The following is a 21,881-nucleotide window of genomic DNA, read 5'->3' as shown; positions in this document are numbered from 1 at the left end:
GCATGGGCCTGGCTGCCCGGTTGCTCGCCTTCGCAGTCCTGCTGGGGCTGCTGGGCGGTTGCTCCGGGTTGCGCACCCTGGATGTCGTGACGCCGTCCAGTGGCTACCAGCTGACCCAAGGGGTAGCCTACGGCCTCGATCCGCGTCAGAAGCTGGACGTCTATCGTCCCACCCGACCACTGCCGGCCACGCCGGTGGTGGTTTTTTTCTATGGGGGCACCTGGAGCAGCGGCGAGCGAGGCGACTATCGTTTCGTCGCCCAGGCGCTGGCTGCTCGCGGCATTCTGGTGGTGGTCGCCGACTACCGTCTCTACCCGCAGGTGCGCTATCCCAGCTTTATCGAGGACGGCGCCGATGCCGTTGCCTGGACCTATCGAAACATCGATCGGTACGGTGGCGACGTTCGCCGTTTGTTCGTGATGGGCCACAGCTCCGGCGGCTATAACGCGGCCATGCTTGCCCTCGATCCGCAGTGGCTGCGTAAAGCCGGGGTCCCCGCCAATGCACTGCGCGGCTGGATCGGCCTGGCCGGCCCCTATGATTTCCTGCCGATCGAGAATCCCGAAGCCAGACCGGTATTCTTCTTCCCCGATTCACCGCCCCAATCGCAACCCATCAACCAGCGTCTGGCGGGCTCGCCTCCGGCATTGCTCATCGCCGCGACCCATGACTCGACCGTGGACCCGGTACGCAACAGCGAAGGCTTGGCGCACCGACTGCGCGCCGCTGGCGTCCTGGTGCAGGAACGCTATTACCGCCGACTGGACCACCGCACCTTGGTTGCCTCATTCGCCTGGCCCCTGCGCTGGTTGGCACCCGTGCTGGATGACGTTGTGCGGTTCGTCGAGGCCAAGCCTGAAACAGCGGGAGTCCGTTTGCGCGAATAGATCAATCTTGCCCGTCACCGCAGACACTATTCTTGGATTTTATTTGAGTAGGTGCTGAACGCACTGCGTGCAGAGGTCATCGAAGCAGGTGTTCGACGCGTTTCGGGGTGGGGGGAATGTACAGTTGCAATAGCTTTGGGAGCGGTATCCAGGCACTCTGCTAGTATCAAGATCCTTGTAGGAAAAAGCCCGCTTAATTGCAGGCCTTTTCTATGAGATCAAAGGCTCACTGGTATTTATCTTCGATCTTGCGCTTTTCCAGTGTGTAGGTTTTCAGATCGATTTCATTGATGGTGAGTTTGGAATCAAGCTCGTTCATGTCACGTTTTCTCAAGCTGGCAACATGCTCCTTGCTGGCGTGATAGTTCAAAGTTTCGGCAGCGTCGTAGCCGCTGACCGGGTCCCATAGAATGGACGCTGGCCACAGAAGCAGGTTGACGACGCCCCAACCATAGGCGCGGCCATAAAACGACCCGCCGCCAGGCAATATGCCAAGGCCGGCACCGAGGACGGGTTGTTTGACTTCCACGGCGAGGTTTTTGGCGCGGAGCATGGCAAGTTCGGATTGCTGGGCGGAGTTGAGTCCGCTCGCGCAGCCAGTGGTCAATACGATGAGCGTGACGGCAAACAAACTGCGAAGTGTAGACATCCCTATTCCTTATTTACGGATTTCCAATCGATAGTGAAGTGGAAGGCGGCGTAGTCTATAGACGGAGTATGGATATGTATCGCTTGTTAACGTGATTTTAACTAATGGTTACATTTGGCTGGAGGCGGAGTCGTGATAGTGCAAAGAAGATTTTGTTACTTCTAGTAATGATCTCGCGAAGTTTTGCTGTGTTCTATACAGGTTGGATGTTGACTCTTCCTGTCACACGAAAGTGTCCGCGTTAGCTAATAAGGTTTAGCTGATTGATTGTCAGTTTATCGTATTGAAATTCTTGCCGTAGGGATGTATGGGTGCTGTTCGAGGTATAGACGCTGTGAACGAAGTGTGAAACCTCGTTCACACCCATCCGTTACGATACCCACTCATCCCTGCGCTGCAACCGCCACGCAATCCACCCCAGCGTTGCCGCCCGCAGCAGCATGAACAGAAGGAAACTGATCCACAGACCATGATTCCCGAACCCGGTGCTCCACCAGCCGATCGGCAACATTACCGCCACACTGACCAGCATCGCATTGCGCATCTCCCGCGCCCGCGTTGCACCAATGAACAGGCCGTCCAACAGATAGCTTCCCACCGCAATCAGCGGCAGCACGGCCAAGTATGGCAGGAACGGATAGGCTGCCTCACGGACAGTGGGAATATCGGTCTGCAAATTGACGAACACATGGCCACCGAGCAGAAACAGCACGGCAAACCCGCTGCTGGCGATCAGCGACCAGCCAAGGGACACCACCAGCGAACGGCGCAGCGTTTGCCGATCACGCGCACCGATGGCGTGCCCGCACAACGCTTCGACCGCATGGGCCAGGCCGTCCAGCGCATAGGCAGTGATGAGCAGGCCGTTGAGCAGCAGCGCATTGGCGGCCACGGTGGCGTCGCCCAAGCGTGCGCCCTGAATGGTGATCAGCAGAAAGACCCCGGACAGCGCCAGGCTGCGCAGAAAGATATCGCGGTTGACGCCCAACAGCGGCTGCCAGTTGCGCCACGACTGCAGTGCTGTCCACACCATATGCCCCGGATAGGCGCGCAGGGAGGGACGGGTGAGGGCCAGACCGAGCAGGGCGCCAACCCATTCGGCAATCACTGACGCGCGCGCCGAGCCCAGGACGCCCCAGTCCAGGCCGAGCACGAACCACAGGTTCAGGGCGATGTTGACCACGTTGGTGGTCAACAGCAGTTGCAACGGCGCGCGGGCGTTCTGGGTACCAAGGAACCAGCCGATCAGGGCGTAGCTGGCCAGGGCCGCGGGCAGCCCCAACAGGCGCGTCTGGAAAAAGTCATGGGTGGCTTGCTCCAGTGCCGCGGACGGCGACATGAAGCTCAGGGCGAGGTGGCTGAAGGGCAGGGCCAGCATCGACAGCAGCAGGGAAAACAGCAGCCCCAGGCTCAGGCCCTGCACGAGGATCTGGCGCAGCGCGTCACCGTCGCGGCGCCCGGCCGCCTGCGCGGCGAAACCGGTGGTGCCCATGCGCAGGAAGCTCATCAGCGACACCATGAACGTGAATAGGCTGCCGCCCACGGCCACTGCGCCCAACTGGTGAGCGTGTGGCAGATGGCCGATCACGGCGCTGTCCACCAGCGTCACCAGCGGGACCGACAGGTTGGACAGAATCATCGGTGCAGCCAGGGCCCAGACGTTCTTGTGGGTGAGGCGATGGCGCCAGTCGGTCAGTAGGGTAGACATGCAAGCTCCGCATTCGGGGCGGGGGTTGTAGCCCACACTCGCAACACCACGGCACAGTTGTCTCAACCGGTAACCCTGCCTACGAAAACGTCAATATTGATATATATTCTCAGCCTTGCTTTTCACTGCCCCAGGTACCTCGCATTGAACAAAGGACTGTTTCTGGCCTGCGCACTGGCCCTGCTCGGCGGGTGCGATTCATCGACCTCGGAAAAACCCGTCGAACCCGCGCCACCTGTCGCAGCAACGGCTGCGCCCAAACCTGCGGCCAGCGTCGATCTGCCTGCCCTGGCGAAGCGCTACGAAGGCCGTGAGCTGACCGTCGCCGATGCCTCGGAAATTCAGCTTGATGGCGCCAGCACCCTCTCGGTGACCTTCACCGCACCGCTGGATCCCAAGCAGAACTTCGCCGACAAGGTTCACCTGGTCGACAGCACCCGAGGCACACTGGACGGCGCCTGGGAACTGTCCGACAACCTGATGGAGCTGCGCTTCCGCCATCTGGAGCCCAAGCGCAAACTGGCGCTGACGGTCGATGCCGGCCTGCTCTCGGTGAACCAGGGCACCTTGGCCAGTGCGTACAGTAGTCGCCTGGAAACCCGGGACTTGCAGCCCACCGTGGGCTTCGCCAGCCGCGGCTCGCTGTTGCCTACCCGACTGGCCGAAGGCTTGCCGGTGATTGCGCTGAACGTCGACAAGGTCGATGTCGAATTCTTCCGCATACGGCCCGAGCAACTGCCGGCCTTTCTCAGTCGCTGGGGCCGCAACAGCAGCCTGCAAAGCTATGAATCCCGCGAGCTGTTGCCCATGGCCGAGCTGGTCTACGGCGGTCGCTTCAATCTCGATCCGGCGGCCAATACCCGCGAGACCCTGCTGCTGCCCATCGGCGGTATCAAGCCGTTGCAGCAGCCGGGCGTCTATCTGGCGGTGATGCGTGCCTCGGGCACCTACGATTATGCCCAACCGGCGACGCTGTTCACGCTGAGTGACATCGGTCTCTCCGTGCATCGCTACGCCGACCGCCTGGACGTCTTCACCCAAGCCCTGGAAGGCGGTCAGGCGCTGGCCGACGTCAGCCTGCAGTTGCTGGACGCTCAGGGCCGTGTCATCGGTGAGAGCAAGACCGACGCTGCAGGCCATACCGAAATGGCTTCTCCGGTCAAAGCCGAGGTGCTGCTGGCCCATCGCGGCGAGCAGACCAGCCTGCTGCGGCTGAATACTGCTGCCCTGGATCTGGCCGAGTTCGACATCGCCGGGCCCAAGGCACATCCGTTGCAGTTTTTCGTTTTCGGTCCGCGCGACCTGTACCGCCCTGGCGAAACCGTATTGCTCAACGCCTTGCTGCGCGACAACGACGGCCACCTGGTCAAGCCGCAGCCGGTGAGCGTCGAGGTCCGCCGCCCGGACGACCAGCTCAGCCGCAAATTCGTCTGGCAACCGGACGATGCGGGCTTCTATCGCTATCAGCTGCCACTGGCGGGCGAAGCCCCAACCGGGCGCTGGCAACTGCTGTTCGACCTGGGGGACGGCAAGCCTCAGGCCTATGAATTCCAGGTGGAAGACTTCCTCCCCGAGCGCCTGGCCCTGGACCTCAAGGGCCAGGACACGCCTATCGCACCTGCCGATACGCTGGATGTCGACGTAACCGGCCGCTATCTGTACGGCGCTCCGGCCTCGGGCAATCGGCTGAGCGGCCAGTTGTACGTGCGTCCGCTGCGCGAGGCGGTGCCTGTGCTGCCGGGTTTCCAGTTCGGCTCTTTGACCGAAGGCGAACTCAGTCAGGATCTGGAGCTTGATGAATCCCCCCTCGATGCGCAGGGCAAGGCCAACCTCGCCATCGACAGCCGCTGGAGTGACGCCAAGTCGCCCCTGCAACTGGTGCTGCAAGCCAGCCTGCAGGAGTCCGGTGGTCGTCCCATCACGCGCAGACTGGTGCAGCCGGTCTGGCCCGCTGAACGGCTGCCCGGCGTGCGCGGCATGTTCGACGGCGAGAACGTCGACGGTGACGGGCCGGCCGAGTTCGAGTTGCTGGTCGCCGACGCCCAAGGCCACAAGCTCGCGGCCGATGGGCTCAAGGTACGGCTGGTGCGCGAGCGCCGCGACTATTACTGGAATTACTCCGAGAGCGACGGCTGGAGCTACAACTACAACGAGAAATACCTGAACCTCAGCGAGGAAACAGTCTCGGTCGCCGAAGGCGGTACGACCAAGGTCAGTTTCCCCGTGGAGTGGGGGCCCTATCGCGTCGAGGTCGAAGACCCACAAACCGGCCTGGTCAGCAGCCTGCGTTTCTGGGCCGGCTACAGCTGGCAGGACAATACCGAGGGCGGCGCGGTACGCCCGGATCAGGTCAAGCTGGCGCTGGACAAGCCTCACTACGGCGATGGCGACACCGCCAGGGTGACGGTGACACCACCGGCCGCCGGCAACGGGTATCTGTTGGTGGAATCTGCAGAGGGCCCCTTGTTCTGGCAGGAAATCGACGTTCCCGCCGAGGGCAAGACCTTCGACATCAAGGTCGATCCGAAATGGGCCCGGCATGATCTCTACATCAGCGCGCTGGTGATTCGCCCCGGCGAACGCAAGGCCAACGTCACCCCCAAGCGTGCGGTCGGCCTGCTGCACCTGCCGCTCGATCGCGCTGCGCGCAAGTTGGTGCTGAGCCTCGACGCGCCCTCGACCATGCGTCCCCAGCAGCCGCTCACGGTCAAGGTGCAGGCGCGCAACAGCGACGGCAGTATCCCGCGTCAGGCTCACGTGCTGCTGGCCGCGGTGGACGTGGGTATCCTCAATATCACCCAGTACGCCACGCCGGATCCTTTCACCGCCTTGTTCGGTCGCAAGGGCTACGGTGCCGACCAGTTGGACGTTTACGGCCAACTGATCGAGGCGGGGCAGGGGCGGCTCGCCAGTCTGGCTTTCGGTGGCGATGCCGCCAACCTGGCCAAGGGCGGCAAGCGTCCACAGACCAGCGTCAACATCGTGGCCCTGCAAAGTGCCCCCTTGACGCTGAACGAGCAAGGCGAAGGGCAACTGACCCTCGATATCCCCGACTTCAACGGCGAGCTGCGGGTGATGGCGCAAGCCTGGACCGAAGATCGCTTCGGCATGGCCGAGGCCAAGACCGTTGTCGCCGCGCCCCTGGTCGCAGAGCTGTCCGCGCCGCGCTTCCTTGCTGGCGGCGACCAGGCGCGCGTTGCACTCGACATCACCAACCTGACCGAACGATCACAGACCCTAACCGTGCAGTTGAACACCGAAGGCCCTTTGACCCTGCGGGACGCCCCCCGCAAGCAGCTGCAGTTGGCCAAGGGCGAGCGGCAGACGCTGTACGTGCCGGTGCAAGCCTCGGGCGGGTTGGGCCAGGGGCACATCAAAGTGCTGATCGAAGGCCTCGACCTGCCCGGTGAAAGCTTGCCACCCATCACTCGGGACTGGACCCTGGGCGTGCGTCCTGCCTATCCCGCCCTGGTCAGGCATCTGCGCAGCGTGCTCAAGGATCAACCCTGGACGCTGTCGACCGGTGCCCTGTCACCCTTCGAACCCGCAGGACGAGAGGCGCTTCTGACTCTGTCGAGTCGGCCGCCGCTGAACATCGGCGAGCAGATCAAGGCGCTCAGGACATATCCCTACGGCTGCCTGGAGCAGACCGTCAGTGGCCTGTACCCGTCGCTGTATTCCGATGCCGCCAGCCTGAAGAAGCTGGGTGTGGAGAGCGATACGGATGCCGAGCGCAAACGCAAGATGGACATCGGCATCGAACGGCTGCTGGGCATGCAGCGCTACAACGGCAGCTTCGGGCTGTGGGGCGCGGATGGCGAGGAGGAGTACTGGCTAACGGCCTATGTGACCGACTTCCTGCTGCGCGCCCGCGATCAAGGCTATGCTGTACCCCCGGAGCCGTTGAAGAAGGCCAATGAGCGGCTGCTGCGCTACCTGCAGGAGCGCGACCTGATCGAGGCCGACTACAGCGACAACCTGGAATACACCCGCTTCGCGGTTCAGGCGTATGCCGGTCTGGTGCTCGCGCGCAGCCAACAGGCGCCGTTGGGCGCGCTGCGCAGCCTGTTCGACCGGCGCAGCGATGCACGGTCGGGTTTGCCCCTGGTGCAGTTGGCGATCGCCCTGCAGAAGATGGGCGACCAGCCTCGTGCCGACCAGGCGTTGCAAGCCGGTCTGGCGGCCAGTCGCAGCGATGCTGACTGGCTCGGCGACTACGGTAGCCCGCTGCGCGACCAGGCCCTGGTACTCGCCTTGCTGCAGGAGAATGACCTGAGCAAAGCGACGCTCGAAGAGCGTCTGTTCACTCTTTCTGATCTGCTCGCCAGCAGCAGCTGGCTCTCCACCCAAGAGCGCAACGCCCTGTATCTGGCCGGTCGCACGGCACTGGCTTCGCCTCAGCAACCCTGGGCCGCCCAGCTGCAAAGTGCCGGCACCAGCCACGCGCTGACTGACGCCCAGCCGGCGCTGAAGCTGGCCGACGGCGCGCTGTCCGAGGCGCTCACCGTCACCAGCCAGACGCAACAGCCGCTGTACCAGCAGTTGACCTTGTCGGGCTATCCGGCACAGCCACCGGCGCCCTCTGCAGACAATCTGTCGATCCGTCGCCAATACCTGAGCCTGGACGGCGAGCCGCTCAAGCTCGACGCCCTCAAGAGCGGCGATCTGGTGCTGGTGCATCTGGTCGTGGGCGCCAAGCAGCGTGTAGCGGATGCATTGGTGGTGGATCTGCTGCCTGCCGGCCTGGAAATCGAGAATCAGAATCTGGCGCAAAGTGCCGCCAGCCTGGACGACGCCAGCAGCAACGTCAGGCAGTGGCGCGAATCGATGCAGAACGCCAGCCTGCAGCATCAGGAGTTTCGCGATGACCGCTACGTGGCGGCGCTCAAACTCGATGGTTATGGCAGCACGCACCTGCTGTACCTGGCTCGTGCAGTGACCCCCGGTACCTACAAGGTCCCGCCGCCGCAGGTGGAATCGATGTACCGGCCAGGCTGGCATGCGGTCGGTGCTACGCCAGCGGATCTTACGGTTCGGCCCAGGTAACCATGTGCAAGGGCAGCCACTGGCTGCCTTTGCCATTCGCCAGAGGGTTTACTGAATGATCCAGCTCAGCAACCAAAGGCCCAGCACGGCCCAGATGACACCCATGATGATCGACGCACGCATGAACGCTCGGACAGCGGAATACAGAAACAGCAGGCCCACGATCAGGGCCGCGATGGTGACGATGTTGGTGTCCATGCCCAAGGTCCGCGACAGGCCGTCGACGAAGTTGCCTCCTGCGTTGCCGAGCAGGCTGAACAGCCAGCTCAGGCTGTCGACCACCCAGCGGATGATGGCGCCCAGGGCCTGTCCCAACCACTCGAAAAAGCCTTCTACATGCATAGCTGCGTCCTGATTCGGTTAGTGGCATTCACGCCATTGTGCCCCCTTTGGCCATGCGCCAGCGAACCAAGTTCCCGACAGCGCCAGCAAGGTTGGCGCACTTGATCCGCAGCATTCTCGTTTTTCCGAAGTCGCCTCGACGTAGATTCATTCGCCACGCGCTGTTGGCGCTTGGTGTACCGATGGTGCTCCTATGGCTGGCCGATCGGCTCTGGCCGCTGCCGTTGCCACAGGATGACCTGGCGCGCGTGGTGCTGGCCGAGGACGGTACACCGCTGTGGCGCTTCGCCGATGCCGAGGGCGTGTGGCGCTATCCGACCAGCGTGGAGCAGGTGTCCCCCTATTATCTGGAAGCCTTGCTGACCTACGAAGACCGCTGGTTCTACGAACATCCAGGTATCAATCCGCTGGGGCTGGTCCGCGCGGCCTGGCTCAACCTCAGCGGTGGGCGAGTGCTTTCGGGCGGCAGTACGTTATCGATGCAGGTGGCGCGGCTGCTCGATCCGCATTCGCGGACCTTCTCCGGCAAGCTGCACCAATTATGGCGAACCGCACAATTGGAGTGGCACCTGAGCAAGAGGCAGATCCTGACGCTGTACCTGGATCGCGCACCGTTCGGTGGCACCCTGCAAGGCGTGGCGGCAGCCAGTTGGGCGTATCTGGGCAAGCCGCCCGCGCAGCTCACCCGCAGCGAAGCCGCCTTGCTGGCGGTGCTGCCCCAGGCGCCGAGCCGCCTGCGTCCTGACCGGCATCCGCAGCTGGCGCAGGCCGCTCGCGATAAAGTGCTGCAACGCATGGCCGACCAAGGCGTGTGGCCCGCCGCTCAAGTGCGCGAAGCGCAACAGGAGCCCTTGTTGCTGGCCCCGCGGCAGGAACCGGCATTGGCCCCGTTGTTGGCTCGGCGCCTGAACCGCAGCGACAGCCCGCCGCTCATTCACACCCTGATCGACGCCAGCCTGCAGCGGCGTCTCGAAGACCTGCTGCTGGGCTGGCGTGCACGTCTGCCGGAGCGTACGTCGGCGGCGATTCTGGTAGTGGATGCCCAGACCATGGCCGTGCGTGCCTACCTGGGCTCGGTGGACCTCGCCGATGCCCGGCGCTTTGGCCATGTCGACATGGTCAGCGCCATCCGCTCGCCGGGTTCCACGCTCAAGCCGTTTCTCTATGGCATGGCCCTGGACGCCGGACTGATTCACTCCGAATCGCTGTTGCAGGATGTCCCGCGAAGGTACGGGGACTACCGCCCCGGCAACTTCTCTGCGGGGTTCAGCGGTCCGGTCGCGGCCAGCTCGGCGTTATCCCTCTCGCTCAACCTGCCCGCCGTGCAATTGCTCGAAGCGTTGGGTCCCAAACGCTTTGCCGCGCAGTTGCGCAACGGTGGCCTGAACCTGAGCTGGCCGCTGGCCGCCGAGCCCAATCTGGCCATGGTCCTGGGCGGCGTGGGCAGTCGACTCGACGATCTGGTCGCCGCCTACAGCGCCTTCGCGCGTAGCGGCAACAGCGCCGTCCTGCGCTGGCAGCCACAGGATGCATTGCGCGAGCGGCCCATGATGTCGGCAGGTGCCGCCTGGATCGTGCGGCGTATCCTCAGCGGTCAGGCCCGACCGGATCAGGACCGGCACGCCGATCTGGTCCAGCGTCCCGCGCTGGCCTGGAAGACCGGCACCAGCTACGGCTTTCGCGATGCCTGGTCGATCGGCGTCGGGCCGCGCTATCTGATCGGCGTGTGGATCGGTCGGCCCGATGGCACCCCGGTACCCGGTCAGTTCGGTCTGGCCTCGGCCGCGCCATTGATGCTGCAGGTCCACGATGTGCTGAGCAATCGCGATGCACAGCGGGCCATTGCCGTGCCGGTCCAGCCCATGCCCGCCAGCGTCGGCGTCGCCGCGATCTGCTGGCCTCAGGGGCAACCCCTGGATCGAGGCGACCCCAACTGCCGCCGCCAACGCTTTGCCTGGACCCTGGACAACACCGTCCCGCCTACCCTCCAGGCATTGGATCAGCCCCTTGGCACTGGTTTGCTGCAACAGGTCTGGCTCTCGCCGCAGGGGCTGCGAACCAGCGCTTCTTGCCCGGATGCCCAGGCGCGATCCATCGCATTGTGGCCTGCAGCTCTCGAACCCTGGTTGCCCAAAGCCGAGCGCCGGGAAATGCGTTTGCCCCAGGAAGACCCGCAATGCCCGGCACCTCCTTTGCCGTCCATGGCATCGCTGTCCATCGTCGGTGCCCGCAACAGCGACCGCCTGCGCCAGCCAACGCCCAGCAGCGGTCCCTTGCGGCTGCAGCTCTCCACGCTCGGCGGGCAGGGGCCGTATTGGTGGTTCATCAATGGCAAGCCCCAAGGGAATGTCGCCGAAGACGGCAGCCTGAACGCCGTGTTCGAGCGGCCGGGTCGGTATCAGGTCAGTGTGCTGGATGAAGCAGGGCAAACGGCCAAGGTCGAACTGACCGTGTCGAACTAACCATATCGGATCAGGGCCTTTGAAAAAGCAATCAGCTCAGCCAGAACAGCGTCATCACGAAACCGGCGAGCAAGAAGGGGGTAAGGGGCAGCACGGTCGCTGCATTGGGGTCCAGATAGACCGCCTTGCGCCGGTAGCGAATGCTCATGCGCTGCCAGATCAGCGGCGTGACGAACACCCACAGCACCAGGGCCACGATGCCGCCGATGAGGGTTCCGACCAGATGGCTGCTGTCCGAAGCCAGGGCCAGGGCCCAGAGCAGCTTGACCTCACCACAGCTCAGCCGACCGTTGAGGTAGCCGGGCAACGTCAATGCCATGCTCAACACCAGCGCCGCTGCCGCTTCCACCATGCTCGATCCGATCCAGGTGTGCCCGGTGGAAAACAGGCACGCCAGCGCCAGCACCCCCGCACCGACGGTCAACGTATCGGCGATGCGCCTGTGCCGAATATCCTGCTCGGCGCACAGGGTAAACCAGAGGAGAAGAACGAGACTTGGCATGGCAGCACCCGCTTGAGTACGACAGTGGATCACTTCTGAAACAGGCCTTCTGCTTTCAGATTAGACGCCTCGCGCACGACGAAGGGGTGACTGCAGGACTTTTTTTCTCTGGCAGGCTGAGCCGCTCAGCGGGGTGGGTAGGTGGAGAGGATGTCGCTCACCGCTTTCTGAATGACACTGTTGCGTTCACTCGGCGACACCGCACTGTCGTTGACCAGTTGCTCGGTGCTGCCGCGCCAGACCAGCTTGCCGTCGCGTCCATCGAGCATATCCAACTGCAAGGTCGCGACCTTGTAATCGATGCTACGGGTTTCATTCATCGCTGGCGTGGCCCAGTACGGCCCCCAGTAGCCACCGCCCCAGCCACCCCCGTAGTTGGTGGTGACCTGCTGCTGACGGTTATCGACGATCAGGTACGCCTGCACGGTCACGTCGGCACGGCCACCGGCGGCGGCCGGCCGCAGACCTCGCTGGTCGAGCTGACTGCTGACGGCTTGGCGAATGCGCTGCTCGGTCAGGTCGCTGCGCACCCGCGGATCGTCCGGCCGGTATTGCACGGCCGGTTCTTTCCAGGCCCAGCTGCGGTAGGCCGCAAAGTCGCGGCTGGCATCGAAATCGTGATTGACCTGAGGGGTTTGGCATGCGGCCAGCAACAAGGCCAGGGGTAGAACGGCAAGACGACGCAACATGATGAAATCTCCTGTGGATCAGGAAGGAGGATAAGCCGTGAGCGCCTTTTCTACCGCGTTGCGTAACGCCTCGTTACGATCGCTCAGGCTACCCTGGCTGCTGGTTTCAGCACTCGCGCTCCAGACAGGCTGGCCGCTCTTGCCGTCGAACAGGTCGATGCGCACCACCATGACCTGGATCTGGTAGGTGCGCACCACCGGATAACTGCCGTAACCGCCGAAGCGATCATAGCGATCGTACGGCCCGTAACCACGCCCATACCCGGCGCCGTAGCCAACGTCGTCACGGGTCTGTTGCAGGCGCGTCTCCATGCGCAGGCTGGTGCCGACCCGCAGATCGGCAGTGCCGCCACTGCGTTGCGGGCGCAGGCCGCGCTGGTCGAGCGCATTGCTCACAGCCTCGGCGATCTGCGCCGAATCTGCCCAACTGGTCCCGGCCGGCAACTGTCCGTTGACCCAAGCCCAATTGCGGTACTGGGCATAGTCACGCGCAGGCGCGGGGTAGGCGCTGGCGTCGAAGGTCTGCGCGGCCTGCGCCGGTGCCGGCGGCAACGGTCTGGAACTGGCCACATAGGGATTGGGGCTCTGGCAGGCCGCCAGGGCCAGACAAATAGCGCAAAGTGACAGGCGACGCATGGCAGTCTCCGAAATACCGATCAGGCGGGGCGGCAGATCCAGTGCAGGTAACGGCCCAGGCCGGCAAACGCCGGATGCCGCCGATGGGCAAGCTCCATTTCCACCAGTTGTTCCAGGTCGGCGCGCTTCTGGAAGTCGATGGGCATGTAGTCGTGAAACACCCGCACACCGCTCATGGATTCGACACGCCACGTGCCCTCAAGTTGCGCGGCCAGCTCGCGCGGGTCCAGCGGCTGCTGGGGCGTCAGGCTCTGCTTCTCGCCCGCCAGCTCATTGCTGTGCAGCTTGCGGAAATGGCCTTTGAGCAGGTTGCGGTAGACCAGCGCATCGCGGTTGTAGAACGCCAGCGACAGCCAGCCATGGGCGGCGGTCAGCGAATGCAGCACCGGCAAAATGGCGTGCGGTTCGGCCAGCCACTCCAGCACCGCATGACAGATCACCAGGTCGAAGGCAGGCAGCCCCAGTTCGGGCAACTGCTGCCAGGACGCCTGGATGAAGGTGGCGTCCTGGCCTGCGGCGGCGAAACGCTCGCGGGCGCCATCGAGCATCGGTTCGGCCGGTTCGCTCAGGGTGACCTGGTGACCTTGCTCGGCCAGCCACAACGCCATGTGTCCCAGGCCACCGCCGACATCCAGCACCCGCAGAGGACGCTGCGGCAAGGCCTCGCGCAGGTCGGCCTGAAGTACGGCGAGTCGGATCGCACCCTTGGCACCGCCATAGATCTTTTCGGCGAAACGGGTCGCCAGTTGATCGAAATGGCGATCGTTCATCGCGCGAACCGCCGCTCGCTGTCGGCCAGCTTGGCGCGCACCACCTGATCCATGTCCAGACCCAGTTCGCTGCACAACAGCAACAGGTACAGCACCACATCGCCGACTTCCTGGCCTGCGTGTTCAAGTTGCTCGGCCGACAGGTGTCGCGACTGGTCTTCGGTCAGCCACTGGAAGATCTCCAGCAGTTCGGACATCTCGACGCTGGCCGCCATGGCCAGGTTTTTCGGGCTGTGAAAACGCCGCCAATCGTTGTTTTCGCGAATCTGGTGCAGGCGTTGGGTAAGTGCGTCTAGGTTCATTGCAAAGCTCCTGAAGGCGCATAGCTTCAAGCCGAACTTTGCCGAACGCAATAGCTACAGGGTCGCCGGGCCCCAGGTTCCGCTCATGTGCAACAGATCGTCGCGACCGTGCAACGCCAGCTCTCCACTCGGGCCCGCCGCGCTGGCACTGAGAATAAGCTCGCTGGGCAGGCGTACCGGCTTGTGAAACGCCACCTCCAGTTGGTAGTTGCTCTGCGGCAAGCGCTCACGCAGCGCGGCCACGCTCTGCGCCAGGCTCCACATGCCATGGGCGATGGCGGTGGGAAAGCCGAACAGGCGTGCGCTCAGCGCACTGAGGTGAATCGGGTTGTAATCCCCCGAGACCCGCGCATAGCGCCGCCCGGTGTCGGCGGCGGCGTACCAGCGATGCACCGCGACCAATGCGGATTGGGGCTCCTGGGCATCCGTCTGCACAGGGTTTGGCAAACCGTCGATCTTTGCCTGGCGACACAGCATCGTGCTGTGTTCCTGCCAGAGCGGGCCCAGGGGGTCATCGACCTGGGTCACCAGATCGAATGTCACGCCTTTCTCGTGGGCCTGCAGATTCTGCGCGTGTACGCTGACCCGCACGCCGGCGACGCCGCCCAGTGGGCGCAACACCTGGATGCGATTGCGCAGATGCACCAGACCCAGCACTGGAAACGGAAAACGCTTGTCGGTCAGCAGGCGCATCTGCAGGGCGAACGCCAGGACATGCGGGTATGTGGCGGGGAGCATGCCGCCTTCGCCGAACCCGCACAGCTCGCGATAGGCCGCCAGATGCCTTGGGTCGGCCGATAGATTGCAGCGCAGGCCCAGATCGGGCAGGCGCTCGCCGGTGATCTTGCGATTGAGCGCAGCTTTCAGATAGGCGCGGGGCAGGTCAGCGTTGCGTGGCAAGGTCTGCCAATGGATCGCCATGTCAGGCCCCCAGGATGCTTTGGCCGCATACGCGCAGCACTTGCCCATTCACGGCACCACTGCCTGGCTGCGCCAGCCAGGCGACGGCTTCGGCGACGTCCTGCGGCTGTCCGCCCTGGCCCAGCGAGCTCATGCGTCGACCCGCCTCGCGCAGGGCGAAGGGCATCTGTGCGGTCATGCCGGTTTCGATGAAGCCGGGCGCCACGGCATTGATGGCCGCACCTCGGGTGGCCAGCTTGGGCGCGAATGCCTCGGCCAGGCCGATCAGCCCGGCCTTGCTTGCCGCGTAGTTGCTTTGCCCGCGGTTGCCGGCAATGCCCGAAGTCGAAGAGAGCAGTATCACTCGACCGTCGTCACGCAACGTGCCGCGATCGAACAACGCCTGGGTCAGGCGTTGCGGCGCAAGCAGATTGACGGCGAGCACCGAGTCCCAGTACTCGGGCGTCATGTTGACCAAGGTCTTGTCGCGCGTGATGCCCGCGTTATGCACGACGATATCGATCCCTTCCGGCAGCGCCTCGATCAGCCGCTCGGCCGCGTCACTGGCGCAGATGTCCAGATCGATCGTACGGCCTCCCAGTCGCGCCGCCAGCGCTTCCAGATCGGCACGCGCCTGGGGCACGTCGAGCAGGACCACGTCGGCGCCGTCGCGGGCCAGGGTTTCGGCGATCGAAGCACCGATGCCGCGCGCAGCGCCTGTGACCAAGGCCTTGCGGCCTGCCAACGGTCGGGTCCAGTCGCTGACCTGACGCGTGCTGGCCCGCAACGACAGCACCTGGCCCGACACGAACGCACTTTTTGGCGAGAGAAAGAAGCGCAGGGCGCCTTCCAGTTGTTCGTCCGCTTCGGGAGCCACGTGGAGCAACTGCAAGGTGCCGCCGTTGCGCAGTTCCTTGGCCAACGATCGGCTGAAACCTTCCACGGCGCGCTGGGCGATGTGGGCTTCGGGGTCATCCAGATCGCGAGGCTCGCGCCCCAGGATGACGATATGCGCATTATGGTCCAGGCTCTTGATCAGCGGCTGGAAGAACTCGCGCAAGCGCGCCAGCTGAGTGCTGTCGACGATTCCACTGGCATCGAACACCACCGCTTTGATGCGAGGACCCAACCCTGCAGTCCAGTCCGGCAGGCCGGCGGCACCGAAGGCCGTATCGGTGAGGCGCCGGGCGAAGTCGGCAACCTTGTCGGCCAGCGCCCCGCCGCCCAGCAGCAGGGCGCCTTCCACCGGTCGCAGCCGTCCGCCTTGCCAGCGCTCCAGGCGTGCCGGGGCCGGCAGGCCGACGGCACTCACCAGGCGGCGGCCCAGGTCAGAGTTGACGAAGTCGATATATCGATCGGACATGGAACAGGCTCCGGGTCAAAGAGTTCAAAGTGTGGACCACGGCAAGGCCCGCGTCGTTCGCCTGGGCCCTTTGCAGCACGTTTCTTCCAACCCAGGATGTCCGCCATGAACCTTGACACGAATCCGGTGCGCCGGGTTGCCATCATCGGCAGCAACCGCATTCCTTTCGCGCGAGCCAACGGGCCCTACGCGCGGATCGGCAATCAGGCAATGCTCACGGCTGCGCTCGAAGGCCTGATCGAGCGCTATGCACTGCATGGCCTGCGGCTGGGCGAAGTCGCGGCAGGCGCCGTGCTCAAGCACTCCCGGGATTTCAATCTGACCCGTGAATGCGTGCTGGGCTCGCGGCTGTCTGCGCAGACTCCGGCCTACGATGTGCAGCAGGCCTGTGGCACAGGCCTTGAGGCTGCGCTGCTGGTGGCCAACAAGATCGCCCTGGGCCAGATCGAATGCGGCATCGCCGGTGGCGTCGACAGTGCTTCCGACGCCCCGATCGCTGTCGATGAAGGGCTGCGTCAGATTCTGTTGCAGACCCACCGCGCCAAATTCCTCGGCGAGCGCGCCAAGGCGTTGCTGCAACTGCGACCTCGGCATTTGAAACCCGAACTGCCGCGCAACGGCGAGCCGAGAACCGGGCTGTCGATGGGGCAGCACTGCGAGCTAATGGCGCAACACTGGAACATTCCCCGCCAGGCGCAGGATGAACTGGCCCTGCGTAGCCATCACAACCTCGCGGCGGCCTATGCCGAGGGATGGCAGGACGATCTCAGCACGCCATTCGGTGGCCTGGTTCTCGACCATAATCTGCGTCCCGAGTTGACCCTGGAAAAACTGGCAGCGCTCAAGCCGGTGTTCGAGAAGAGCCCTCAGGGCACGCTGACGGCAGGCAACTCCACGCCGTTGACGGACGGCGCGTCGGTGGTGCTGCTGGCCAGTGAAGCCTGGGCACGGGAGCGCGGACTACCGGTGCTGGCGTATTGGCGCGACGGCGAGGCGGCAGCGGTCGACTTCGTCGGCGGCCAGGAAGGTCTGTTGATGGCGCCGGTCTACGCCGTGCCGCGCTTGCTCGCCCGCAACGGCCTGAGCCTGCAGGATTTCGACTACTACGAAATCCATGAAGCCTTTGCCGCGCAGGTGCTCTGCACGCTCAAGGCCTGGGAGGACGCGGACTACTGCCGCACACGCCTGGGTCTGGAGGCGCCGTTGGGAGCGATCGATCGTACTCGCCTCAACGTCAAGGGCAGCTCCCTGGCGGCAGGGCATCCGTTCGCCGCCACCGGTGGCCGCATCCTCGGCAACCTGAGCAAGCTGCTGGACAAGGCCGGCGGCGGCCGCGGCCTGATTTCCATCTGCGCCGCCGGCGGGCAGGGCGTCACCGCAATCATCGAGCGATGACAGGGTCTCCCACGGGTGCGACGGCCGCTTCCAGACGCAGCTGATTGGCATAGTTTTCCGCCATGATCGAACACACGATCAACTGCAGCGGGTGGTAGATCATGATCGGCAGCAGGATCAGGCCCAGGCCCGGGTTGCTGCCGAAGATCAATGCGGCCATCGGCGCACCGGCCGCCAGCGATTTCTTGCTGGCGCAAAACACTGCAGCGACCTTGTCGGCGTGGCTGAAGCCCAGCCACTTGGCCGTGCGCGTGGTCAGCAGCAGGATCAGCGCCAGCAACAGCGCGCTGCCGCCCACCGCGATGGCCAGGACCGAGGCGCCTTGCTGCTCCCACAGCCCCGACATCATCGAGTTGCAGAAGGCGGCATACACCAGCAGCAGGATCACTGCCTTGTCGATCAGGTTGGTGTAGCGCTTGTGCTTCCCGAAAAACTTGCCGAACAGGGGGCGCAACAATTGGCCCAGCACCAGCGGCAACAGCAGCATGGCGCACAGGTCCAGCAGGGTTTCCCCCAGGTCGATGCCGCCCGAACCACCGCCGACCACCAGCGCGCAGAGGAAAGGCGTGATGAAAATACCCAGCACACTCGACAGGCTGGCGTTGAGAATTGCCGCCGGCACGTTGCCGCCCGCACTGCCGGTCAAGGCCACCGACGAAGAAATGGTCGACGGCAAAGCGGCCAGGTACAGGAAACCCACCATCAAAGTGCCGGGAATGAACGCACCCAGGGTCTTGTCGCAGGCCAGCCACAGCAGCGGGAACACCACGAAGGTGAAGGCCTGCACCATCACGTGCAGCCGCCAGTTCTTCAAACCGTGGCGGATCTGCTCGCTGGACAGGTTCATGCCATGCAGGAAGAAGACCACAAACACGCCGATATTGGTCACCAGGCCGGCATGCATCGCGCCGCCGGTGGCGCCGAAGCGGGGAAACAGCCAAGCCAGCAGAACGGCCAGCACCATGCCGCAGAGGAACCAGTCGGTTACCACGCGCTTGAGGTGTTTGAAAATGTGCATGAAAGAATCGCCTGTGCGTCGATGGACATTGAGATGAACAGGCTAACTCAGGCACTCTGTTGCCGTCTCGCGATAGAGAGCCAACCAATGCCGATAAACGGACACGCTCCGCCGCCACGCTCCATTCCCGCCCTGGCCCGCCTGCCACGACCCTTGTACGCCCGTGCCGAAAGTCTGGGCGCAGGTTCGTGGACTCCAGCCCATCGGCACGACTGGGCGCAGTTTTCCTACGCCATCAGCGGCGTGCTCGGGGTTCATACCGACGAAGGCAATTTCTTCGCGCCGCCGCAGTGGGGCATCTGGATTCCCGCCGGTGTCGAGCATAAGGTCGTCACCTCGATGCGCGCCGAGATGCGCAGTCTGTATGTGCGCCGCGACGAGTCGCCCTGGCTCACCGAGCACTGCAAGGTGCTCGAAGTCACGCCGCTGGCACGTGAGCTGATCAAGGGCTTCTGCGAGTTGCCCCATGAGTACCCGGCAGGGGACACCGCGCAGGCGCGTCTGGTGCAGGTGTTGCTGGACCAGCTTGCAGTGCTGCCTGAAGTGGCGTTCTCCTTGCCCCTGCCCAGGGAGCATCGGTTGTTGGCTTTGTGCAATCAGCTGATCGCGGCGCCCGATCAGGCCACCACGCTGAGCCAGTGGGCAAGCCGCCTGGGCACTTCGGAAAAAACCCTGATGCGCCTGTTCCAGCGCGAAACCGGCCTGAGCTTTCGCGCCTGGCGCCAGCGCATGCGGCTGCTGTCGTCGCTGCAGGCCCTGGAGCAGGGTGACAGCGTCACAACGGCGGCGTTGAACCACGGCTATGAATCCACGTCGGCCTTCATCGCCGCTTTCAAGGGGTTGTTCGGTTTCACCCCGGGCGAGCTTTGATGCCCAGGCGCCGCTGTCGCTGCGCCGGGAAAGCGCTATGATCGGCCATCGCTTGGCGAGTAGTTTGCATCCTTTTACAGGCTCGGGTCGGCAAGCCGCGCTCGCTGTGAGAGGATGCCGTCAGAATTCGCGTGTTTGGCTACGAAGGACCCAGAATAAAAGCTGATGAAGACTCCAAAACGCATTGAACCGCTGATCGAGGACGGTCTGGTGGACGAGGTGCTGCGACCGCTCATGAGCGGTAAAGAAGCAGCTGTCTATGTGGTGCGCTGCGGCAAGGAATTGCGCTGCGCCAAGGTCTACAAGGAGGCGAACAAACGAAGCTTCCGCCAGGCGGCCGAATACCAGGAAGGCCGCAAGGTGCGCAACAGCCGACAGGCTCGGGCAATGGCCAAGGGCTCCAAGTTCGGCCGCAAGGAAACCGAAGACGCCTGGCAGAACGCCGAGGTCGCGGCGCTGTTCAAGTTGGCCAGCGCCGGTGTACGTGTGCCCAAGCCGTACGATTTTCTCGAGGGCGTGCTGCTCATGGAGATGATCTGCGACGAGTACGGCGATGCGGCGCCGCGTCTCAATGACGTCGAGCTGGAACCCGATCAGGCGCGCGAATACCACGCGTTCCTCATCCACCAGATCGTGCTGATGCTCTGCACGGGTCTGGTGCACGGTGACCTTTCCGAGTTCAACGTGCTGCTCACGCCCGACGGCCCGGTGATCATCGATCTGCCTCAGGCCGTGGACGCCGCCGGCAACAACCACGCCTTCAGCATGTTGGAACGTGATGTCGGGAACATGGCCAGCTACTTCGGCCGGTTCGCTCCCGAGCTTCGCCAGACCCGCTACGCCAAGGAAATGTGGGCGTTGTACGAGGAAGGCAAACTGCACCCGGCCAGCGTGCTGACGGGCGAGTTCGTCGAAGAGGAAGTGGAGGCCGATGTCGGCGGCGTCATGCGGGAAATCGAGGCCGCGCGCCTGGACGACATTCGTCGACGTGCCGCGCGCGAAGCCGACGAGCAGCCGACCAAGACTACGGAAGAGCCGCCACCGCCCTGGTTGCAGTAGGCACACGGCCATAGGCTACGGGCGCCTTCTCCCGTGTCAGTTGCAACAGCCCCCGGATGCCAGCTCCTGAAGGATCGGGCACTCTGTGCGGTCGTCGCCGTGGCAATGGTCTACCAGATGGACAAGCGTATCGCGCAGCTGGCTCAGCTCACTGATGCGACGGTCCAGCTCGTCGATGTGCTTGCGTGCCAATTGCTTCACATCGGCGCTGGCGCGCTCCCGGTCCTGCCACAGCGTCAGCAGCCGGGCCACTTCTTCCAGTGAAAATCCAAGGTCGCGCGAGCGCTTGATGAAGCCGAGCGTGTGCAGGTCTGCGGCCTGATACAGGCGGTATCCGCTGTCGCTGCGCAGTGCTGGCGCAAGCAGCCCGATAGACTCGTAATAGCGGATCATTTTTGCGCTGAGGCCGCTTTCACGGGCGGCCTGGCCAATGTTCATGGTTGGAATGTCCTCGGTAGCATTTGCGCCAGTATCAACCCTACCCCTTGGACAAGGTCAATACTCCAGCGGCTCGGGCTTGAGGTACAGGCCGGCACTTCCTGCTGCAATGCGGAATTTCTGGATCTGTCCAGCCTGCAGGGTCACGATTACCGGTTTGTATTCGGTCATGCCCGGCGCGCACCCGGGCGTCTGTCCAGGCAACTGACGCAGACCCACCGACACGGGGCCGGGCGGCAGGTTGAAGGAGGTGGCCTGTTCTTGAAACAGCCGGCCGACCAGTTGATCCTGCAGGTAGACCCCGATCTCGCAGGACGTGGCGACTTCCAGTCGCTCCCGGGAAACGATCAGAATGCCGTACGGCTGCCCGGTACCCGCACCGGCCCAACAGCTTTGTGCCGCCAGGGCACACATCCCGAACAGCCATGGAATCATCGGGCGCATCGAATCTCTCCTGCCAGTAGGGTCAGCGTCCAGCTTGGACGAGTGATCTGAGGAATTCCAGCCCGGCCGCATCGGCCGAAACTTGACCTTGCCCCGATGGCAAGGTTGAGAATGGCTGCAATCCCGTTCAGCGAGGTATTACCCATGCAACAGTTCAACGTGCAAGGCATGACCTGCGGCCATTGCGTACGCGCCGTGACCCAGGCGATCACCGCTCAAGACCCGGCTGCCGAGGTTCAGATAGACCTGGCGGCGGGCAAGGTCGAAACCAACGCCCAGCTGCCGCCCGAGCGAATCATCCAGCTGATCGCCGAAGAAGGCTACAGCGCAACCCCCGCATAACCCACCGCACGCACCGCTACTACGGGCGAAACCGTCCCCTGTAGCAGCGGTGCAAGCCG

General features: G+C 63.8%; 20 protein-coding genes. 7 read left to right on the top strand and 13 right to left on the bottom strand.

The annotated features are described in order from the left end of the window. The first annotated feature begins 2 nt into the window (after positions 1–2). Entirely contained in the window at positions 3–887 is an 885-nt protein-coding gene (locus tag AC788_RS18195) for an alpha/beta hydrolase (protein WP_049861966.1), read from the top strand. A gap of 226 nt (positions 888–1,113) precedes the next feature. On the opposite strand, the gene AC788_RS18190 is transcribed toward AC788_RS18195, so the two are convergent. Both AC788_RS18190 and AC788_RS18185 read right to left on the bottom strand, forming a co-directional pair. After that, the gene (locus tag AC788_RS18190; protein WP_049861965.1) at positions 1,114–1,536 is read right to left on the bottom strand and encodes a hypothetical protein; all 423 of its coding nucleotides are present in this window, start codon (positions 1,534–1,536) and stop codon (positions 1,114–1,116) included. A gap of 370 nt (positions 1,537–1,906) precedes the next feature. Beyond that, a complete protein-coding gene (locus AC788_RS18185; protein ID WP_049861964.1) occupies positions 1,907–3,244 on the bottom strand; it encodes an MATE family efflux transporter in 1,338 nt (445 codons plus the stop codon). Positions 3,245–3,388: 144 nt separating this feature from the next. Here AC788_RS18185 and AC788_RS18180 point away from each other — a divergent pair, with 144 nt between their 5' ends. Beyond that, a complete protein-coding gene (locus AC788_RS18180; RefSeq protein ID WP_049861963.1) occupies positions 3,389–8,290 on the top strand; it encodes an alpha-2-macroglobulin family protein in 4,902 nt (1,633 codons plus the stop codon). A 48-nt stretch (positions 8,291–8,338) separates the two neighbouring features. Here the strand turns inward: AC788_RS18180 and AC788_RS18175 are convergent, their stop codons facing one another. Next, positions 8,339–8,632, bottom strand: coding sequence for a hypothetical protein (locus tag AC788_RS18175; RefSeq protein ID WP_043190966.1), 294 nt, complete (start codon positions 8,630–8,632; stop codon positions 8,339–8,341). 53 nt (positions 8,633–8,685) lie between these two features. Between AC788_RS18175 and pbpC the strand changes: the two genes are divergently transcribed. Then, entirely contained in the window at positions 8,686–11,094 is a 2,409-nt protein-coding gene (gene pbpC / locus AC788_RS18170; RefSeq protein ID WP_082223711.1) for a peptidoglycan glycosyltransferase PbpC, read from the top strand. Positions 11,095–11,125: 31 nt separating this feature from the next. Here pbpC and AC788_RS18165 read toward each other — a convergent pair whose 3' ends face one another. The 7 genes from AC788_RS18165 to AC788_RS18135 all read right to left on the bottom strand — a co-directional run bounded on the left by AC788_RS18165 (position 11,126) and on the right by AC788_RS18135 (position 16,256). Beyond that, positions 11,126–11,596 carry a prepilin peptidase gene (locus AC788_RS18165; protein WP_049861961.1) on the bottom strand — a complete coding sequence of 157 codons (471 nt, stop codon included), beginning with the start codon at positions 11,594–11,596 and terminating at the stop codon, positions 11,126–11,128. Positions 11,597–11,721: 125 nt separating this feature from the next. After that, on the bottom strand, positions 11,722–12,285 hold the full coding sequence (locus AC788_RS18160; RefSeq protein WP_049861960.1) for a DUF4136 domain-containing protein: 564 nt from the start codon (positions 12,283–12,285) through the stop codon (positions 11,722–11,724). Between the two features lie 18 nt (positions 12,286–12,303). Continuing rightward, positions 12,304–12,921 (bottom strand): DUF4136 domain-containing protein, encoded by a 618-nt coding sequence (locus tag AC788_RS18155; protein ID WP_049861959.1) that lies wholly within the window; start codon positions 12,919–12,921, stop codon positions 12,304–12,306. Positions 12,922–12,941: 20 nt separating this feature from the next. After that, positions 12,942–13,691, bottom strand: coding sequence for a methyltransferase domain-containing protein (locus tag AC788_RS18150; RefSeq protein WP_049861958.1), 750 nt, complete (start codon positions 13,689–13,691; stop codon positions 12,942–12,944). Next, entirely contained in the window at positions 13,688–13,993 is a 306-nt protein-coding gene (locus AC788_RS18145; protein WP_049861957.1) for a MazG-like family protein, read from the bottom strand. The genes AC788_RS18150 and AC788_RS18145 overlap by 4 nt, the downstream gene beginning before the upstream one ends. A 54-nt stretch (positions 13,994–14,047) precedes the next feature. Further along, on the bottom strand, positions 14,048–14,914 hold the full coding sequence (locus AC788_RS18140; protein ID WP_049861956.1) for a MaoC family dehydratase: 867 nt from the start codon (positions 14,912–14,914) through the stop codon (positions 14,048–14,050). A gap of 1 nt (position 14,915) precedes the next feature. Continuing rightward, entirely contained in the window at positions 14,916–16,256 is a 1,341-nt protein-coding gene (locus tag AC788_RS18135; protein WP_049861955.1) for a 3-oxoacyl-ACP reductase, read from the bottom strand. 105 nt (positions 16,257–16,361) lie between these two features. Here AC788_RS18135 and AC788_RS18130 point away from each other — a divergent pair, with 105 nt between their 5' ends. Continuing rightward, positions 16,362–17,651, top strand: a complete 1,290-nt coding sequence (locus tag AC788_RS18130) for an acetyl-CoA C-acetyltransferase (RefSeq protein WP_049861954.1) — start codon at positions 16,362–16,364, stop codon at positions 17,649–17,651. Here the strand turns inward: AC788_RS18130 and AC788_RS18125 are convergent. Then, the gene (locus AC788_RS18125) at positions 17,638–18,669 is read right to left on the bottom strand and encodes a bile acid:sodium symporter family protein (RefSeq protein WP_049861953.1); all 1,032 of its coding nucleotides are present in this window, start codon (positions 18,667–18,669) and stop codon (positions 17,638–17,640) included. The genes AC788_RS18130 and AC788_RS18125 overlap by 14 nt on opposite strands. An 87-nt stretch (positions 18,670–18,756) precedes the next feature. On the opposite strand from AC788_RS18125, the gene AC788_RS18120 reads away from it, so the two are divergent. Beyond that, positions 18,757–19,539 carry an AraC family transcriptional regulator gene (locus AC788_RS18120; RefSeq protein WP_049861952.1) on the top strand — a complete coding sequence of 261 codons (783 nt, stop codon included), beginning with the start codon at positions 18,757–18,759 and terminating at the stop codon, positions 19,537–19,539. Between the two features lie 165 nt (positions 19,540–19,704). Next, positions 19,705–20,598: a PA4780 family RIO1-like protein kinase gene (locus tag AC788_RS18115; protein ID WP_049861951.1), complete on the top strand. Its 894-nt coding sequence runs from the start codon at positions 19,705–19,707 to the stop codon at positions 20,596–20,598. Between the two features lie 36 nt (positions 20,599–20,634). On the opposite strand, the gene cueR is transcribed toward AC788_RS18115, so the two are convergent. Both cueR and AC788_RS18105 read right to left on the bottom strand, forming a co-directional pair. Beyond that, entirely contained in the window at positions 20,635–21,036 is a 402-nt protein-coding gene (cueR, locus tag AC788_RS18110) for a Cu(I)-responsive transcriptional regulator (RefSeq protein WP_049861950.1), read from the bottom strand. Positions 21,037–21,093: 57 nt separating this feature from the next. Continuing rightward, a complete protein-coding gene (locus tag AC788_RS18105; RefSeq protein ID WP_049861949.1) occupies positions 21,094–21,480 on the bottom strand; it encodes a hypothetical protein in 387 nt (128 codons plus the stop codon). A 144-nt stretch (positions 21,481–21,624) separates the two neighbouring features. Here AC788_RS18105 and AC788_RS18100 point away from each other — a divergent pair, with 144 nt between their 5' ends. After that, positions 21,625–21,822 carry a heavy-metal-associated domain-containing protein gene (locus tag AC788_RS18100; protein WP_049862096.1) on the top strand — a complete coding sequence of 66 codons (198 nt, stop codon included), beginning with the start codon at positions 21,625–21,627 and terminating at the stop codon, positions 21,820–21,822. Positions 21,823–21,881: the final 59 nt, after the last annotated feature.

Source organism: Pseudomonas sp. RIT-PI-a, from assembly GCF_001187875.1.
Classification (GTDB): Bacteria; Pseudomonadota; Gammaproteobacteria; order Pseudomonadales; family Pseudomonadaceae; genus Aquipseudomonas; species Aquipseudomonas coleopterorum.
The sequence above is the reverse complement of the archived record's forward strand: the minus strand, read 5'-3'. Positions and strand labels throughout refer to the sequence as shown.

Coding starts and splice junctions, on each gene's coding strand:
- AC788_RS18140 (WP_049861956.1), bottom strand. CDS start 14,914: ATGGCGATCCATTGGCAGACCTTGCCACGCAACGCTGACCTGCCCCGC.
- AC788_RS18130 (WP_049861954.1), top strand. CDS start 16,362: ATGAACCTTGACACGAATCCGGTGCGCCGGGTTGCCATCATCGGCAGC.
- AC788_RS18120 (WP_049861952.1), top strand. CDS start 18,757: ATGCCGATAAACGGACACGCTCCGCCGCCACGCTCCATTCCCGCCCTG.
- AC788_RS18155 (WP_049861959.1), bottom strand. CDS start 12,921: ATGCGTCGCCTGTCACTTTGCGCTATTTGTCTGGCCCTGGCGGCCTGC.
- AC788_RS18190 (WP_049861965.1), bottom strand. CDS start 1,536: ATGTCTACACTTCGCAGTTTGTTTGCCGTCACGCTCATCGTATTGACC.
- AC788_RS18175 (WP_043190966.1), bottom strand. CDS start 8,632: ATGCATGTAGAAGGCTTTTTCGAGTGGTTGGGACAGGCCCTGGGCGCC.
- AC788_RS18135 (WP_049861955.1), bottom strand. CDS start 16,256: ATGTCCGATCGATATATCGACTTCGTCAACTCTGACCTGGGCCGCCGC.
- AC788_RS18100 (WP_049862096.1), top strand. CDS start 21,625: ATGCAACAGTTCAACGTGCAAGGCATGACCTGCGGCCATTGCGTACGC.
- AC788_RS18160 (WP_049861960.1), bottom strand. CDS start 12,285: ATGTTGCGTCGTCTTGCCGTTCTACCCCTGGCCTTGTTGCTGGCCGCA.
- AC788_RS18150 (WP_049861958.1), bottom strand. CDS start 13,691: ATGAACGATCGCCATTTCGATCAACTGGCGACCCGTTTCGCCGAAAAG.
- AC788_RS18195 (WP_049861966.1), top strand. CDS start 3: ATGGGCCTGGCTGCCCGGTTGCTCGCCTTCGCAGTCCTGCTGGGGCTG.
- pbpC (WP_082223711.1), top strand. CDS start 8,686: ATGCGCCAGCGAACCAAGTTCCCGACAGCGCCAGCAAGGTTGGCGCAC.
- AC788_RS18115 (WP_049861951.1), top strand. CDS start 19,705: ATGAAGACTCCAAAACGCATTGAACCGCTGATCGAGGACGGTCTGGTG.
- AC788_RS18105 (WP_049861949.1), bottom strand. CDS start 21,480: ATGCGCCCGATGATTCCATGGCTGTTCGGGATGTGTGCCCTGGCGGCA.
- AC788_RS18165 (WP_049861961.1), bottom strand. CDS start 11,596: ATGCCAAGTCTCGTTCTTCTCCTCTGGTTTACCCTGTGCGCCGAGCAG.
- AC788_RS18125 (WP_049861953.1), bottom strand. CDS start 18,669: ATGCACATTTTCAAACACCTCAAGCGCGTGGTAACCGACTGGTTCCTC.
- AC788_RS18185 (WP_049861964.1), bottom strand. CDS start 3,244: ATGTCTACCCTACTGACCGACTGGCGCCATCGCCTCACCCACAAGAAC.
- cueR (WP_049861950.1), bottom strand. CDS start 21,036: ATGAACATTGGCCAGGCCGCCCGTGAAAGCGGCCTCAGCGCAAAAATG.
- AC788_RS18145 (WP_049861957.1), bottom strand. CDS start 13,993: ATGAACCTAGACGCACTTACCCAACGCCTGCACCAGATTCGCGAAAAC.